The following is a 14,495-nucleotide window of genomic DNA, read 5'->3' on the forward strand; positions in this document are numbered from 1 at the left end:
TCTTTAACTTTCTGTTATTATTGATTTTTTTTAACGGGTGAACAGTGGTGAATAGTTTTCAGGTAATTCCGTTTAACTCACTCTCTGCCGATAGCTTGCAGCCAGTCCACGGCAGCATCCTCGTTCAGGTCAAGGTTGGTTCTCATACCGAGCTTGGTTCTCGTCTTGAGGTAGCGGGCACCGAACTCCTCCATGGCATAGGGCATAGCCTTACCGAAAGCGGTCAGGTTTAACGGGCGTTGGTGCGCAGTGCCAGCCATGAAGGCTAGGTAGGCGTGATAAAGGTACTTACGGGGCACCAGCGGGTTGATGTTGGCGTTACCCACCAGCATTCCGTCTGCCTGGGAGTTAGCAATCAGGTAGCCGCAGAAGTCCACCAGACTATCGGCTTCCCGCTTGATCTCCAGAGCCTCGGCAGAACGCTGCTGCTCATGCAATAGTCGCTTAGCTTTGGCTGGGTCGGAGAAGCTGGTCAGTAGGTGACGGATAATCACTGGCAGCTCAGCGGCGATCTTGTCCTTGAGCTGGTGATCTCGCTCTTTCTCGGGCACGACCTCGCTGAAGTTAAAGATCACTCGGCGGCGGGATATGCCCCCGGAACGGTCACTGAATGCCATGGGGTTGTTGTTCACGGCCAGCACTACGGCGGGCAGCCGTGCGGAGTAGGGCGGCTTGTGTTTAGGGTCTACCATGACCGCATCCCCGCCGGTAATGGCTTTAAGGCCGGCTCCCTCCCCCACATAGCGGGGTTGGTCGGGCAGGATGATCAGCGAATAGCCGACCAAGGCGGCTCGCTCCCGCGCGTTCTCTATCGCCTCGATGGTGCCGGACGTGGTGTTACCTGCCCCGGCCAGCATGGTACACACCTCGGCAAACAGGCTTTTACCGCTGCCCCCCGGCCCGGTCACTTCCAGGAATAACTGCCAGTCATAACGGTTGGCCAGCACCATGAACAGGGCGGCCAGGATGCGGTCTGCCTTGGCGGAACCGTTGGTGGCCTGGCTCAACCATCGGCTGAAATTGGGGGCTTGGTTTTCCAGGCTCTCCCCCGGCTCGGCCTCGCTGTAATCCACGTCAAGGGCATGGGTCAGACCGTCCGCCTTGCGGTGCCCCCTGAATGATCGGCTCGCCATGTCGAACACGCCATTACGGAAGCCAATTAGGCTGCGTTCAGGCTGAGTGAGAACCGGCACCGATAGCCGCATGGTATCTATTACCTGGGTAACGCCTCGAGCTGAATAGGATACCTCCACCTCACGGTAAAACTGAGCCATCTCTCGGCGCAGTGCTTTGTCGCTGATCGGCTGCCAGGTGATGCCATCGTACCGATAAAAATCGTCTGAGTTATCATCCAGGGCCAGATTGCCACCATACCGGGCCAGTAGTAGGTCGGCCCGCTCGCTGGTTTTCATCTGTTCCAGTTCGGCTGCGCTGATGCGGGGTTGGCCGGCATTCTCTCGGCAGCCATCAATCACGGTTAATTCCGGTGCGGTGTTCATGGGGTGCTCTTCCTTCTGGCCGGGCAGCTCTCCGGCTGCGGTCTTTATGTTGTGCTGAAAGGTGGTGGCGGCCTGCGCCAGCCCGTGTGCCTGCCGGTAGTCGTCCCAGTCCCCCTGCTCGGGCGGGATAGCGGTCAGTGCGCCATGGGTCAGGGCGGCGGCGATGGCTTTACGCTGTCCGGTGCCGTTGCGGTCGTGGTCAGCGGCGATAATCAGGGTCTTGCCCGGTTGCTGGCGCTGGGCAATGGCGGTCACGGCGTCCAGGTTGCCGGCGTCAAAGGCCACATACACCGGGCCCTGTGTCAGCCGTTGCACAGATAGGCCCGTGGCCAGCCCTTCCACTACGCACACCGGCTCAGACTCCTGCCCGGTCAGCAGGTGATAAGCGCCAGCCTTCTGACTGCCCGGCAAAAACCGCTTGTTGCCGCTGGCGTCGATAAGCTGGACGTTCACCAGATCCCCGGCCTCATTGACCAGGGGGATCACCAGTGTGCCGGGAATGAAGTCGATACCGCCCACGGTTTGCCCTGCTGTTAAAACAGAAAAGGGCCGTGACAGGCCCTTGGAGTGGAGATAGGCACTTGGCCCCGGCTCGGTGTTGTGCGTGATGCTCTCGGCCCTCAAGGCGGCGCTGTGCCGCTGGCGTTCCCTTTGTGCGGCTTCCTTTCTGGCCAGTGCCTGGGCGTTGCGCTGGTGGCGCTGTGCCGCTTCCGGGTCGGGCTGGCGGCCTTCCATACCAAGCACGGCAGCCACCTCGCGGGCGGCCTCCAGGGTGCTGTTGCCGTTAGTCAGCTTCACTAGGTCGAGCCCATCCCCGGCTCCGCACTGGTTACAGATAAAGGTGCCACGGCCCTCCTTGTCATCAAACCGGAAACGGTCTTTGCCACCACAGGAAGGACAGGGGCCGTGCTGGCCCCGCTTCGGTGTGGTAATACCCAGTTGTAACAGGATAACCGGCCACTGGCCTCGGGCGGCCAGGGTCACGTTGCTGATCTCCTTCATGGCCGGCTCTCCTGCTCGATACCGAACAGGCGCAAGCCCTCACCCTCGTTCCAGGGGATCAGCTCGCTCGGCAGGATGGCCACGTTAAACAGAATGGCGCGAGGCTGGTAGCCGGTGCCGGCCAGTGCTGCGCGGGCCTCGGTGGCAGCCTTATCCTGATTGGCACAACTGGCAGCGAACGGGCCCGGCATAATGTCACGGCCTGCCGGGTCGGTGGCGTGAATGAAGAACACCAGCGGGGCGGCGGTGCTGGCGTTGGTCTGGGGCCGGGTAATGGCAACGGCGGTCATGCGGCCACCTCCTGCCGGCGCTGTGCCAGCAATAGCTTGTCTTCCAGTCTGCTGATCTCGTTGTGGGCAACCATAATCGACTGTCCCAGCCGGCTAATCGTCCAGCCTATGGCTCGCTTGTGGTCGTCGCTCAGACCGCAATCGTCGTCATGCTGCGCCAGCAGTTCCCCTATTGCCTCAATAGCCATAGCATCGTGAAAAACAGCTTCGCGGGTTTCCTGGATCTGGACGTTCAGATCGGCAACGTTGAGGGCCTGGGTGGCGGTGATTTCATGGCCCGGCGCTGTGGTGGTGATGGTGCGGCTCATGCTTTCACCTCCCGTGCGGGGCAACGGGACAGGAACACCAGTGGCAGCCCGGCCAGATGAGAGCGTGCCTCGGCCTCAGTACGGCCATAGGCGGAAACGGTGCGGATACGGGAAAGCTCGGCCACCTTGCGGCCAGAGCCCTTGGAATGGGGCGATCAGATTTTCCTGCTTGGTCTAACGCTTGTGGGTGTCTAGTCCACCAGCTATGCCGGGTATCTAAGCCGACAATTGAAATCATACACAGTGAAACCGGGGGAAACAATGCCCCCTCGATAGAATGGCGTGTCATGGTAGTGGCTCCGGGTCAGACAATAGGGGTGTCGTTCTGGGCGGAGTAGCGGGCCAAGATTGCAGCCCTCTCAGTGTTACTAATGGGGCGTTCGCCACGTTGCCGTGCCCAGTGATTTACCAGGGCAATTCCCTGATTGGCGGTGTCAGCGGTCAGCCAGTAGCGGCGACAGCGGGCCATTTTCCCGCTCAGGTTTTGGCGCAAGAACCATTCCCCACAAATATCCAGGCCGTGACGGCAATGGAGCTTTGAAACGGCATCCTTGAAGTAAGCCACCTCCGCCTTCCGCCCGCTGGTAAAGTTATCAATCGGCCTGCCGGCGGCGTGAATCAGCTCTCTCAATGCTTTGCTGATCCCGGTGGGTTCGGTATGATTGCTGTTCCAATCTGCACTTTGTGCATTGTTATGGGCGGTATCGCTTTGCGGTGCTGCCTTATTTTTTTCATCATTTCCAAACCCTCCCCTTACTTCCCTTGAGCCTGAAGCCAAGCATGAACTTCTTCTGCCCGCCAGGCCGTTACTCGTTCGCTCAGTTTGACCGGCTTCGGAAACCGTCCATCCGCCACCATGCGCCACAGCGTGGCCGGGGAAATGGGAACCAGTCCTTGCGAGCCTGTCTTGCGGTTGGGCAGGATTTGCGACTGACGCAGAAAACCAGATTGCTGAATGTTGTTGGTCATGGGTTTTTCTCCGGACATAAAAAAACCCGCGTGAGGCGGGTTTGATTCGGACACAAAAAAGCCCGCTCAGGGCGGGCTTGGTTTGGGCACAAAAAAACCCGCTCTATGGCGGGCTTTCGGTGCTTTTTATCACTCCGTAGGTCTTTAGGTTAGACGCTCGCCGAGTATGGGAATATCCTAACGTCTCATGCTTTACAGATCAATACCTAGACAAATATTGCCAAGTCATTGCCTTGTTAAGCTTGGCGCTTTCCCTGGCCAATAGGAGTCACATTATAGTGCTCCCCTTTGTCCAGCGCATCAAGCAGGCCGGCCCAGCGAAGCAAGGCACCCTTACGCTCCTCAAAATATTGGTGTCGGTTATAGATGCCTTCTACCCCCCGGATTTTATGGTTGAGGCAGCGTTCGGCCACCACAGGGTCAACTCCAAGGGCTGCCAATTGGGTACGGGCCGTGCGGCGCAGGTCGTGAACGGTAAATGCTTCCATGCCGTCCAGATACGGGCGCAGTTTCGACAGAGTCACGGGGAGAGTGCTTTCCACGATATGGGGGATCATGCGATTTTGCATCTTGCGGGCGGGCAGAACCCAAGTACTACCACAGGACATCCGCTTCAGCTCGCCCAACCACTCCAGCGCCAGCGGGGGCAGGGGAATATCAATCGGTGTACCGGTCTTGGTTCGCTCGCCGGGCAAATACCAAACTCCGGCATCCAGATCGAATTCAGACCACGGGGCGGCACACAGCTCCATCTTCCGGCAGCACAGCAGCAGTAACAGCTTGACCGTCAGCTCATTCTGAACGCTGAACCCCTTGGCGGTCTTCATGGCTTTGAACAGGGTGGCGAGCTCATCCCGGCCTAACGCCCGGTCCCTGGCATCCTCCTTGCCCCCTGCGTCTGACAGGTCAAAGGCCGATGCCGGGTTGTATTCGGCCATGCCCCGCTTAATCGCGTAGTCGAACATGCGCCGAACCCACCGAAGGACGTCATTGGCAATGGTGGGAGCCCCTCGCTTCACGATGGCTTGCAGCATGTCATCCACATGGCGGGGCTTCACCTCCTCTACCTTGAGTTTGCCAAGATGGGGGCGAATGTCCTTGTCTATCCGGCTGCGAACAATGTTCGGGTGTTTCCAACGGCCAACGATTTGTCGGCTGAAATATTCCTCGGCCAGCATGGCGACCGTAACGGCGTTTTTCTCTGCGGCAATTTTGGCTAGAGCCTCTGCTTTGCGGTCCTGTTTCTCCGCCGCCACATCATGGCCCAGCGCCACCTTAGCAGATAGCCCCCTGGCTACCTCCCTCGCCTTGGCCAGTGACAGGTCCGTGTAGGTGCCAATCCACATTGAGCGGGACTTGCCGGCTAGCTTGTAGCGGAATTTCCACTTGGGGGTGGCGAAGTTTTTCCGATAGCAGAAGTACAGGCCATTCCCGTCAGATTTGCCTTCCGTTCTCACATCGGCCTTTATCCAGGCCCTTATCTGTACATCTGTCAGCTTGCCCATAGCGCCCTCTTGTTTGGCAGGGGTGTACCAAATCGAAGTGTGCCAAATAATCAAATGGTACACGTCTTGGTACACGCTAAATGCGAGCTTATGCCATATGCTGTGATACGTCCAGATACAAAAAACCCCGCTATAAGCGGGGCTTGCGTGTGTGGATGCGATTGAGTGAAATGGAATGAAACCTTACTCAATATTTTGGATCTGCTCGCGCATCTGCTCGATCAGTACCTTGAGCTCGACGGCCGAGGCGGTGATCTCGGTGCTGATCGATTTGGAGCCCAGGGTGTTAGACTCCCGGTTGAATTCCTGCATCATAAAGTCCAGCCGCCGGCCGCAGGCGCCGCCTTTCTTGAGGATCTTGCGGGTCTCAGTGATATGGGTATTGAGGCGGTCCAGTTCTTCGGCCACATCCACCTTCTGGGCCAGCAGCACCATTTCCTGCTCCAGGCGTTGGGGATCCAGCTCTATTTTGGCTTCTTCGAAGCGCTCCAGCAGCCGTTGCCGTTGCCAGTCCATGATGGCGGGCATCCGGGTTTTGACCTTGGCCACTTCCTGCTCAATGCCGGTCAGACGCTGTTCTATCAGCTGCTTGAGTTTGTCGCCTTCGCTGGCCCGGGCGGCGAGAAAATCATCGACGACCTTGTCCAGGCACGTCATTAGCTGCTGGCTGAGGGCATCCATGTCCTGGGCCTGGGCTTCCATCACTCCGGGCCAGCGCAGGATATCGAGCGGATTCATGCTGCCGTGGCCGGCTTTTTCCATTACCCAGGTGGCACCTTCAATCAGCTGCTCGGCGAGGGCTTTGTTCATCTGTAGCTGGCCCTGGTTGGCCAGGTTGGATTCAAAACGCAGGCCGCACTCTACCTTGCCCCGTTGCAGGCGGGCACGCAGTTTTTCCCGTACCAACGGCTCCAGGCTGCGGAACTGTTCGGGCAGCCGGGTATAGGTTTCCAGATAGCGCTGGTTGACCGAGCGGATTTCCCATACGGCTGTACCCCAGTCTTGTTTGAATTCCTGCCGGGCATAGGCGGTCATGCTGTGGATCATGTGGTTCTCGTGTGTTGTGTTGCTCTTGTATAGGGTCAGTTTGACACAGGCCATCTGCATGCGCCAATGCTTGCCGGCTGCAATGGCGCGCCGCATTCCCTATAATAGACCGCGAAATTTCTTAAAGGATGCAACAAGCGGCCTCGTGTCGGAAAAACTGCTTCCTTTGAATCCCAAACGACTGGAGTACCCCTATGCGCGCAAGCGGACGAGCGGCCGACGAGATCAGGCCGGTAACCATTACCCCCAATTACACCCGTCATGCCGAAGGGGCTGTGCTGGTGGAGTTCGGCCATACCAAGGTGCTCTGTACCGCGACTGTAGAAACCGGGGTGCCCCGCTTTCTGAAAGGCAAGGGCCAGGGCTGGGTGACGGCAGAATACGGCATGTTGCCCCGTTCGACCCACAGCCGCATGCACCGCGAGGCGGCCAAGGGCAAGCAGGGCGGCCGCACCATGGAAATTCAGCGGCTGATCGCCCGCTCGCTGCGGGCGTCGGTCGATCTTAAGGCCCTGGGTGAACATACCATTACCGTCGACTGCGACGTGATCCAGGCCGATGGCGGCACCCGCACTGCGTCTATCACCGGTGCCTGTGTGGCAATGGCCCATGCGCTGAACTGGATGCAGGAAAAAGGCATGATCGCCGCCAGCCCGCTCAAGACGCTGGTGGCCGCGATTTCCGTGGGCATTGTCGACGGCCAGGCAGTGTCGGATCTGGAATATGTGGAAGACGCGGCCGCCGAAACCGATATGAACGTGGTGATGACCGCCGAAGGCCGGATGATCGAGGTGCAGGGCACCGCCGAAGGCGAGCCCTTCAGCCACGAGCAGCTGTTGGAAATGCTGACCCTGGCCCGTAAGGGGATTGACGAGCTGGTGGAACACCAGCGTCAGGCGATTGAAGGCTAAATTATCGGCCTACGTAGTCAAGATATCAGGCAGAGGCCAGATGCCGGTAAGCAGACCCTCCGTGTCAGGGATGGCACGGTGGAGCCCCCAGGGAGGCTTTACGGCGTGTATGTGTCCGGAGCTGGCCTCTGTGAGCAAGCAATATTGCGGAGATAAAAATGAAAGCCTACCAGCGTGAGTTTATCGAATTTGCCATGGCCAAAGAGGTGCTGAAATTTGGTGAGTTCACCCTCAAATCCGGGCGAAAGAGCCCCTATTTCTTCAATGCCGGCCTGTTCAACAGCGGCCGGGATCTGGCGCGCCTGGGCCGCTTCTATGCCGCCGCTTTGGTCGATGCGGGCATCCGGTACGATGTACTGTTCGGCCCGGCCTACAAGGGCATTCCCATTGCCAGCGCCACTGCGGTGCAGCTGGCGGAAGTGCATGATCAGGACGTACCTTATTGCTTCAACCGCAAGGAGGCCAAGGATCATGGCGAGGGCGGCAACTTGGTGGGCAGTCCGCTTGCCGGCCGCATCATGCTGGTGGACGATGTGATCACCGCCGGCACCGCCATTCGCGAGTCGATGGACATCATCCAGGCCAACGGCGCCGAGCTTGCCGGTGTGCTGATTGCTCTGGATCGTCAGGAAAAGGGCAAGGGCGAGCTGTCGGCCATTCAGGAAGTGGAACGGGACTATCATGCCCAGGTGATCGCCATCATTACCCTGGCCGATCTGATCGACTATCTGAGTGAACAGCCGGCCATGGCCGAACACTTGGAGCGGGTGCGCGGTTACCGAGAGCAGTACGGTATTTAAATAAAAAGCCGCTGAAAAGCGGCTTTTTTGCGGGCAAGTGCAGCGATTAGGCCTTGTCCTGGCGGAACAGGTGCACATCCATCTGCGGGAAGGGAATGCCGATGCCGTTGGCATCCAGTTCGTTCTTGATCTTTTCCAGCAGGTCGAACTTCAGGTTCCAGTAGTCTTCGGCGTTCACCCAGGGGCGTACCACGAAGTCCACCGAGGAAGCGCCCAAGTTGCTGACCGCAATGCGGCACTCGGGCTCCTTGAGAATGCGGGGCTCTTCGTTGATGATGCGGGTCAACACGTCCTTGGTCAGTTTCAGATCGGCACTATAAGAGACCCCAATCACCAGATCGAGACGGCGGGTTTTTTCCTTGGAATAGTTGACTATGTTGTCGTTGAGGATCTTGGAGTTGGGCACCACTATCATGCGGTTGTCCGGGGTCATCAGCACTGTGGTGAAGATCTGCACCGAGTGCACGGTACCGGCGGTGCCGCCCGCTTCCACATAGTCACCGGCCTTGAAGAACCGAAAGCCGATCAGCAGCACTCCGGCGGCGAAGTTGGACAGGGAGCCTTGCAGCGCCAGGCCCACGGCCAGACCGGCGGCACCCACAATGGCCACGAAGGAGGCGGTCTGTACCCCGACCCGGCTGAGGGCGGCGATGATCACGAAGGCCAGCAAGCCGTACTTCAGCAGGCTGGTGACAAAGTCGGAGATGGTGTTGTCTATCTTGCGCGCCTTCATCACCCGGTTCATGCCGCCGGTGAGCATGCCCACCGCCATAAACCCGATCATCAGGGTGAGGATGGCGGCGGTCAGATTGACCGCATACTCGATGATCAGTCCCTGATTGTTGACGATCCAGCTCTGGGCGTCGTTCAGGAAATCGGCGTTCAGCAGATCTGTTTCCATGGAATGGGAACCTCTTTGTTGTGGGATGTCTTGGTCCTCGGGGCGCTACGCCAGAGCCAGCTGCCGGTGCAACAACGACCAGTGGCTATCAAAATGCTGGCTGGGTTTGAGTCGGAACTGGCTGCGCACATACTGGTTGATACGGCCTTCCACATAGGCCAGCAGCAGGTTGGCCAGTGCGCTTTCATCTTCGGCCAGCCCTTCGCCTTCACGCAGCCGGCGCTCCCGCATCACCTGTTTGAGCTGGGTTTCCAGCCGGTCAAACAGCTGGTTGATGCGCACCAGCAGGCGCTCGTGTTCGCCCTGCAAGGCGTCGCCGTTGAGCAAGCGGGTGATGCCCGGATTGCGCTCGGCAAAGCCGAGCAGCAGCTGGATGATATAGCGCAGGCGCAGCGAGCAGTCCTTTTCTTCCTGGAGGATCAGATTGACCCGCGAAAACAGCGTTTCTTCAATAAAATCAATCAGTCCCTCAAACATCTTGGCCTTGCTGGGGAAATGGCGATAGAGCGCCGCTTCCGATACGCCGACGGCGCCGGCCAGTTTGGCGGTGGTGATGCGCTGTCCCGGGCTGGTCTCCAGCATATGGGCCAGGGCCTGCAGGATCTGCTCACGACGATTTTTTTTATTCTGGGTATTGGCCATGGTCGCACTCGATTGTTCAGTGGCGGCCGGATGATCCGAAGCCGCCTTCTCCTCGTTCGCTGGCGTCAAATTCATCCACCAGGGTGAATTGGGCCTGAACCACGGGCAAAATCACCAGCTGGGCAATCCGCTCGCCCGGCTGTATGGTGAAGCTGTCCTGTCCTCGGTTCCAACAGGATACCATTAACTGACCCTGGTAGTCCGAGTCAATCAGCCCCACCAAATTACCCAACACGATGCCGTGTTTGTGACCCAGGCCGGAGCGGGGCAGTATGGTGGCGCACAGCCCCGGATCCTTGATATGCATGGCCAGGCCGGTGGGCAGCAATTGGGTTTCACCCGGTGCCAGGCTCAGGGGCGCGTCCAGGCAGGCGCGTAGATCCAGGCCGGCCGAGCCGGGGGTAGCGTAGGCGGGCAGGGGAAAGTCGGTGCCGACACGGGGGTCGAGGATCTTCAGCTCAATGGGTTTCATGATATTTGTCTGCAATTAAAGTGATAAGGCTTCTGGCCAGCTCGGTTTTGCCGGCCAGTGGTAAGTCGCTCTGCCCCTCGGGCCAGAATACGGTCAGGGCATTGTCATCGGCATTAAAGCCTTGTCCCGCCTTGGCGACGTCGTTGGCGGCGATCATATCCAGCCTTTTGCGGCTGAGTTTGTCGCGGGCGTATTTTTCCACATCCCGGGTTTCCGCCGCAAACCCGACGGTAAAGGGTTTGTTCGGCAAGGCGGCGACATCGGCGACGATATCCGAGTTTTTGGTCAGTTCGATGACCATGGTATCGCTGCTTTTCTTGATTTTCTGGCTCGCGACCTGCCTGGGCCGGTAATCGGCCACGGCGGCACAGGCGATAAAAATCTGTTGCCTGTCGATGTCGGCCATCACGGCAGCGTGCATCTGGGCGGCGCTCTCCACATCGACTCGTGTCACTCCCTCCGGGGTGGTCAGTGATACCGGCCCGCTGACCAGAGTGACCTCGGCGCCCAGTTCGGCGGCGGCGCGGGCCAGGGCAAAGCCCATCTTGCCCGAGCTGTGGTTGGAGATAAAACGCACTGGATCCAGGGGCTCCCGGGTGGGGCCGGCGGTGAGCATCAGCCTGATACCGGCCAACGGCTGCTCTTTCGGCGCAAAATGCTGCTCGGCCAGGGCAACCAGCTCCAGGGGCTCCAGCATGCGTCCCGGACCCATATCGCCGCAGGCCTGGCTGCCTTGGGCCGGGCCCCAAATCAGGGTGCCGCGGCTGGCCAGGGTCGCCAGGTTGGCTTGGGTGGCCGGGTGGCGATACATCTGTTGGTTCATCGCCGGCGCGATCGCCTGTGGGGCCGGGGTCGCCAGGCAGAGGGTGGTGAGCAGGTCATCGGCCAGCCCCGCACTCAGGCGCGCCAGGGTATTGGCACTGGCCGGGGCGATCAGCACCAGATCGGCCCACTTGGCCAGTTCGATATGGCCCATGCCGGCCTCGGCGGCCGGATCCAGCAGGGCATCCGATACCGGTTCGCCCGACACGGCCTGCAGGGTCAGGGGAGTAATGAAGGCCTTGGCCGACTCGGTCATTACCACCCTCACCAGGGCGCCCCGCTCCTTCAGGCGGCGCACCAGATCCGCGCTCTTGTAGGCGGCTATGCCGCCGCTTAGTCCAATCAGAATGCGTTTGCCTGCTAACGACATCTTCTTTTCCCCCTTGCTGAATGGCGCCAAAGATATCACAAACCGGGGAGGGAGGTCAGTTCACTTACCCGGGTATTGCTGTCGTTCGGGAGGGCATTCGGCGGCGGATCGGCTAGTCTTGATCGGACGGCATTGGAGAGAAAACATGAGCATAAAGGACTGGCCCGAGGGGGAGCAGCCGCGGGAAAAACTGCTCAGTCGCGGACCGGGCAGCCTGTCGGACGCCGAACTGCTGGCGATTTTCCTGCGTACCGGCGCCAAGGGCATGGATGCGGTGACCCTGGCTCGGACTCTGCTGGTGGAGTTCGGTTCGCTGCGTCAGTTGTTGCAGGCGGATCAGCGGCGGTTTTGTCAGGGGCCCGGGCTGGGGCCGGCCAAATTTGTGCAGCTGCAGGCCAGCCTGGAGCTGATGCGCCGCTTCCTGGATGAGAAGCTGGTCCGGGCCCATGTACTTACCAGCCCGCAGCTGACCCGGCAGTATCTGCAGGTACTGCTCAGGGATCAGCCCCGGGAAGTCTTTGCCCTGCTGTTGCTGGATAACCAGCACAGGGTGATCAAGTATCACGAATTGTTTTACGGCACCCTGGATGCCGCCGCCGTCTATCCGCGGGAAATCGTTGCTTTAGCGCTCAAACTGGGTGCCGCGGCGGTGATTTTGGTGCATAATCATCCATCCGGAGTGGCCGAGCCCAGCCGGGCGGATCGCATGATCACCGAACGTATTCAGTCCGCTCTGGGGCTACTGGATATCCGGGTGTTGGATCATCTGGTGGTTGGTGATGGTGAAACCGTATCTTTTGCCGAGCGCGGCTGGCTTTAAGTGCCGGGCGCTTGGCTTTTTGTTGATCTCGAGCTCAGTATGCTGTATAAATTGCCGCCTTATTTTGCCCCGATAGACGGCCAACGGGGTGATTAATTGCTCGAGCAAAAGTAAGTTTTGGAGAAGACTGACATGTCTAAAGTATGCCAAGTAACTGGTAAGCGGCCAGCTGTTGGTAACAACCGCTCTCACGCGAACAACGCCACCAAGCGTCGCTTCCTGCCCAACCTGCAAACTCACCGTTTCTGGGTTGAAAGCGAAAAGCGTTTTGTAAAACTGCGCATCACCACCAAGGGTATGCGTATTATCGACAAAAAAGGTATCGACAGTGTCCTGGCTGACCTGCGTGCCCGTGGCGAAAAGGTCTAAGGAGATAACCCATGGCTAAAGGTATTCGCGAGAAGATCCGCCTGAACTCCAGCGCTGGTACTGGTCACTTCTACACCACTACCAAGAACAAGCGCAACATGCCCGAAAAAATGGAGATCAAAAAGTTTGATCCCGTGGTTCGTCAGCATGTGATCTACAAAGAAGGCAAAATCAAGTAAGATTTTGCGTTCTCAAAAAACCCGGCCCAGGCCGGGTTTTTTTATGGACGTTACGCTGGGGTATACTGCTGCCAGACAGATGGGGGAGTAACAGATGCCGGAATTGCCAGAAGTGGAAGTCAGTCGCCAGGGGATTACCCCCTTTGTGCTGGGGGAATCGGTGATGCGGGTGGTGGTGCGCAATGCCGGGCTGCGCTGGCCGGTGCCGGCGGAGATCCAGGAGCTGGTAGGGCTGACCATCACTGCCGTACGCCGGCGGGCCAAATACCTCTTGCTGGACACCGACTGGGGCACGGCCATCCTGCATCTGGGCATGTCCGGCAGCCTGCGAGTGCTGCCCCATGGCACGCCGGCGGGCAAGCATGACCATGTGGATATTGAACTGGCCAACGGCAAGCTGCTGCGGCTTAATGATCCCCGGCGCTTCGGTGCCCTGCTGTGGACCCGGGAGCCGGTCGAACAGCACCCCTTGCTGGTAAAGCAGGGGCCGGAGCCTTTGACCGACGATTTCAGCGGTGACTGGCTCTATCGGCACAGCCGGAGTCGGACGGTGGCTGTGAAACAGTTCATCATGGATAACCATGTGGTGGTGGGGGTTGGCAACATCTACGCCAATGAGTCGCTGTTTTCCGCTGGTATCCATCCCCAGCGAGAAGCGGGCCGGATCGGCCTGACACGCTACCGGAAGCTGGCGGAGGAGATCAAGATTGTGCTGGCCCGGGCCATTGCCCAGGGCGGCACCACGTTGCGCGATTTTACCGGTAGCGATGGCAAGCCCGGCTATTTTGTCCAGGAGTTGCAAGTCTATGGCCGCCGTGAGCAGCCCTGTGTCGGCTGTGGCATGTCCTTGCGTGAGATCCGCATGAATGGCCGCAGCACGGTATTCTGCCCGCGCTGCCAGCGCTGATCCCGGGTTGAATTGGCCGGTGATGGCGGCTCAGGTTATGCAAGGCGTTTTTGGCTGGCCAACATCGACAAGGGGGCCCGCCTGCTGTTTCGGAGGCACCTCAGGGCGCTAATTTTTTGGCGATGGCCTCGGCCACGGCAGTGGGCACAAACTGGCTGATATCGCCGCCGTGCAAGGCCACTTCCTTGACCAGCGTCGAGGAGATAAAGGAGTTTTCCTCCGCCGGGGTGAGAAACACGCTTTCAAGCGTTGGCATCAGCCGGCGGTTCATGTTGGCCAGCTGGAACTCATATTCAAAGTCGGAGACGGCGCGCAGGCCGCGGATCAGCACATTGGCCTGGTGACTCTTGGCAAAGTCGACCAGCAAGCCGGAAAAGCCGACGACGGTGACGTTACCCAACGATGTGGTAACCTCCTTGACCAGATTGACCCGCTCCTCCAATTCGAACAGCGGGCGCTTGCTGGGGCTGAAGGCCACCCCGACAACCACCTCATCGAACAGCAGCGAAGCTCGCTCGATCAAATCCAGATGGCCATTGGTAATGGGATCGAAGGTACCCGGATAGATCACCCTTATGGTCATAACCTGTGTCCTTAGTCAAAGTGCGAAGAGGGATTATAAGAGTTTGGCTTGAGAATAGCAGAGCCTTTGGCAAGAATACCCAATCGGTAACAGAGCGAG

General features: G+C 59.0%; 19 protein-coding genes. 6 read left to right on the plus strand and 13 right to left on the minus strand.

What is annotated here, in order from left to right; all coding sequences use genetic code 11:
* Positions 1–77: 77 nt before the first annotated feature.
* From DCS96_RS12880 to DCS96_RS12910, 8 genes are all read right to left on the minus strand, one after another.
* A complete protein-coding gene (locus DCS96_RS12880) occupies positions 78–2,501 on the minus strand; it encodes a primase-helicase zinc-binding domain-containing protein (protein WP_116474804.1) in 2,424 nt (807 codons plus the stop codon).
* Entirely contained in the window at positions 2,498–2,791 is a 294-nt protein-coding gene (locus DCS96_RS12885; RefSeq protein WP_116474805.1) for a hypothetical protein, read from the minus strand. The genes DCS96_RS12880 and DCS96_RS12885 overlap by 4 nt, the downstream gene beginning before the upstream one ends.
* Positions 2,788–3,099 (minus strand): hypothetical protein, encoded by a 312-nt coding sequence (locus tag DCS96_RS12890; RefSeq protein WP_116474806.1) that lies wholly within the window; start codon positions 3,097–3,099, stop codon positions 2,788–2,790. The genes DCS96_RS12885 and DCS96_RS12890 overlap by 4 nt, the downstream gene beginning before the upstream one ends.
* Positions 3,096–3,224, minus strand: a complete 129-nt coding sequence (locus tag DCS96_RS18975; RefSeq protein ID WP_269801916.1) for a hypothetical protein — start codon at positions 3,222–3,224, stop codon at positions 3,096–3,098. Before DCS96_RS18975 ends, DCS96_RS12890 begins: the two co-directional genes overlap by 4 nt.
* 179 nt (positions 3,225–3,403) lie before the next feature.
* Complete coding sequence (locus DCS96_RS12895; protein ID WP_157953637.1) at positions 3,404–3,877, minus strand: hypothetical protein; 474 nt, start codon at positions 3,875–3,877, stop codon at positions 3,404–3,406.
* Entirely contained in the window at positions 3,853–4,068 is a 216-nt protein-coding gene (locus tag DCS96_RS12900) for a helix-turn-helix transcriptional regulator (protein WP_232818276.1), read from the minus strand. Before DCS96_RS12900 ends, DCS96_RS12895 begins: the two co-directional genes overlap by 25 nt.
* 236 nt (positions 4,069–4,304) lie before the next feature.
* Entirely contained in the window at positions 4,305–5,573 is a 1,269-nt protein-coding gene (locus DCS96_RS12905; protein ID WP_116474809.1) for a tyrosine-type recombinase/integrase, read from the minus strand.
* A 183-nt stretch (positions 5,574–5,756) separates the two neighbouring features.
* Positions 5,757–6,620 carry a YicC/YloC family endoribonuclease gene (locus tag DCS96_RS12910; protein ID WP_116475023.1) on the minus strand — a complete coding sequence of 288 codons (864 nt, stop codon included), beginning with the start codon at positions 6,618–6,620 and terminating at the stop codon, positions 5,757–5,759.
* 194 nt (positions 6,621–6,814) lie between these two features.
* Here DCS96_RS12910 and rph point away from each other — a divergent pair, with 194 nt between their 5' ends.
* Both rph and pyrE read left to right on the plus strand, forming a co-directional pair.
* Positions 6,815–7,531, plus strand: a complete 717-nt coding sequence (rph, locus tag DCS96_RS12915) for a ribonuclease PH (RefSeq protein ID WP_116474810.1) — start codon at positions 6,815–6,817, stop codon at positions 7,529–7,531.
* Positions 7,532–7,689: 158 nt separating this feature from the next.
* Complete coding sequence (pyrE, locus tag DCS96_RS12920) at positions 7,690–8,331, plus strand: orotate phosphoribosyltransferase (protein WP_116474811.1); 642 nt, start codon at positions 7,690–7,692, stop codon at positions 8,329–8,331.
* Positions 8,332–8,377: 46 nt separating this feature from the next.
* Here the strand turns inward: pyrE and mscS are convergent, their stop codons facing one another.
* From mscS to coaBC, 4 genes are read right to left on the minus strand one after another with little or no spacing between them, the layout of a single operon-like run.
* Complete coding sequence (gene mscS / locus DCS96_RS12925) at positions 8,378–9,217, minus strand: small-conductance mechanosensitive channel MscS (protein WP_408646011.1); 840 nt, start codon at positions 9,215–9,217, stop codon at positions 8,378–8,380.
* 60 nt (positions 9,218–9,277) lie between these two features.
* Positions 9,278–9,874 (minus strand): nucleoid occlusion factor SlmA, encoded by a 597-nt coding sequence (gene slmA, locus DCS96_RS12930; protein ID WP_116474813.1) that lies wholly within the window; start codon positions 9,872–9,874, stop codon positions 9,278–9,280.
* A 16-nt stretch (positions 9,875–9,890) separates the two neighbouring features.
* Positions 9,891–10,349, minus strand: coding sequence for a dUTP diphosphatase (dut, locus tag DCS96_RS12935; protein ID WP_116475024.1), 459 nt, complete (start codon positions 10,347–10,349; stop codon positions 9,891–9,893).
* Positions 10,333–11,538, minus strand: a complete 1,206-nt coding sequence (coaBC, locus tag DCS96_RS12940; RefSeq protein WP_116474814.1) for a bifunctional phosphopantothenoylcysteine decarboxylase/phosphopantothenate--cysteine ligase CoaBC — start codon at positions 11,536–11,538, stop codon at positions 10,333–10,335. The genes dut and coaBC overlap by 17 nt, the downstream gene beginning before the upstream one ends.
* Positions 11,539–11,683: 145 nt before the next feature.
* Between coaBC and radC the strand changes: the two genes are divergently transcribed.
* The 4 genes from radC (at position 11,684) to mutM (ending at position 13,813) form a co-directional block, all read left to right on the plus strand.
* Positions 11,684–12,358 (plus strand): RadC family protein, encoded by a 675-nt coding sequence (gene radC / locus DCS96_RS12945; protein WP_116474815.1) that lies wholly within the window; start codon positions 11,684–11,686, stop codon positions 12,356–12,358.
* A 132-nt stretch (positions 12,359–12,490) separates the two neighbouring features.
* Positions 12,491–12,727 carry a 50S ribosomal protein L28 gene (gene rpmB, locus DCS96_RS12950; protein ID WP_014291125.1) on the plus strand — a complete coding sequence of 79 codons (237 nt, stop codon included), beginning with the start codon at positions 12,491–12,493 and terminating at the stop codon, positions 12,725–12,727.
* Between the two features lie 11 nt (positions 12,728–12,738).
* Positions 12,739–12,906, plus strand: a complete 168-nt coding sequence (gene rpmG / locus DCS96_RS12955; protein ID WP_071472289.1) for a 50S ribosomal protein L33 — start codon at positions 12,739–12,741, stop codon at positions 12,904–12,906.
* Positions 12,907–13,000: 94 nt separating this feature from the next.
* Entirely contained in the window at positions 13,001–13,813 is an 813-nt protein-coding gene (mutM, locus tag DCS96_RS12960) for a bifunctional DNA-formamidopyrimidine glycosylase/DNA-(apurinic or apyrimidinic site) lyase (protein ID WP_116474816.1), read from the plus strand.
* 100 nt (positions 13,814–13,913) lie between these two features.
* Here the strand turns inward: mutM and coaD are convergent, their stop codons facing one another.
* Complete coding sequence (gene coaD / locus DCS96_RS12965) at positions 13,914–14,396, minus strand: pantetheine-phosphate adenylyltransferase (RefSeq protein WP_116474817.1); 483 nt, start codon at positions 14,394–14,396, stop codon at positions 13,914–13,916.
* Positions 14,397–14,495 lie beyond the last annotated feature (99 nt).

Source organism: Zobellella maritima (assembly GCF_003075035.1).
Classification (GTDB): Bacteria; Pseudomonadota; Gammaproteobacteria; order Enterobacterales; family Aeromonadaceae; genus Oceanimonas; species Oceanimonas maritima.

What these genes read in the sequence shown, in the direction of transcription:
- rpmB (WP_014291125.1), top strand. Translation starts at nt 12,491, where the DNA reads ATGTCTAAAGTATGCCAAGTAACTGGTAAGCGGCCAGCTGTTGGTAAC.
- DCS96_RS12880 (WP_116474804.1), bottom strand. Translation starts at nt 2,501, where the DNA reads ATGAAGGAGATCAGCAACGTGACCCTGGCCGCCCGAGGCCAGTGGCCG.
- radC (WP_116474815.1), top strand. Translation starts at nt 11,684, where the DNA reads ATGAGCATAAAGGACTGGCCCGAGGGGGAGCAGCCGCGGGAAAAACTG.
- coaD (WP_116474817.1), bottom strand. Translation starts at nt 14,396, where the DNA reads ATGACCATAAGGGTGATCTATCCGGGTACCTTCGATCCCATTACCAAT.
- pyrE (WP_116474811.1), top strand. Translation starts at nt 7,690, where the DNA reads ATGAAAGCCTACCAGCGTGAGTTTATCGAATTTGCCATGGCCAAAGAG.
- DCS96_RS12905 (WP_116474809.1), bottom strand. Translation starts at nt 5,573, where the DNA reads ATGGGCAAGCTGACAGATGTACAGATAAGGGCCTGGATAAAGGCCGAT.
- DCS96_RS12890 (WP_116474806.1), bottom strand. Translation starts at nt 3,099, where the DNA reads ATGAGCCGCACCATCACCACCACAGCGCCGGGCCATGAAATCACCGCC.
- DCS96_RS12885 (WP_116474805.1), bottom strand. Translation starts at nt 2,791, where the DNA reads ATGACCGCCGTTGCCATTACCCGGCCCCAGACCAACGCCAGCACCGCC.
- rph (WP_116474810.1), top strand. Translation starts at nt 6,815, where the DNA reads ATGCGCGCAAGCGGACGAGCGGCCGACGAGATCAGGCCGGTAACCATT.
- slmA (WP_116474813.1), bottom strand. Translation starts at nt 9,874, where the DNA reads ATGGCCAATACCCAGAATAAAAAAAATCGTCGTGAGCAGATCCTGCAG.
- DCS96_RS12900 (WP_232818276.1), bottom strand. Translation starts at nt 4,068, where the DNA reads ATGACCAACAACATTCAGCAATCTGGTTTTCTGCGTCAGTCGCAAATC.
- coaBC (WP_116474814.1), bottom strand. Translation starts at nt 11,538, where the DNA reads ATGTCGTTAGCAGGCAAACGCATTCTGATTGGACTAAGCGGCGGCATA.
- rpmG (WP_071472289.1), top strand. Translation starts at nt 12,739, where the DNA reads ATGGCTAAAGGTATTCGCGAGAAGATCCGCCTGAACTCCAGCGCTGGT.
- mutM (WP_116474816.1), top strand. Translation starts at nt 13,001, where the DNA reads ATGCCGGAATTGCCAGAAGTGGAAGTCAGTCGCCAGGGGATTACCCCC.
- DCS96_RS12910 (WP_116475023.1), bottom strand. Translation starts at nt 6,620, where the DNA reads ATGATCCACAGCATGACCGCCTATGCCCGGCAGGAATTCAAACAAGAC.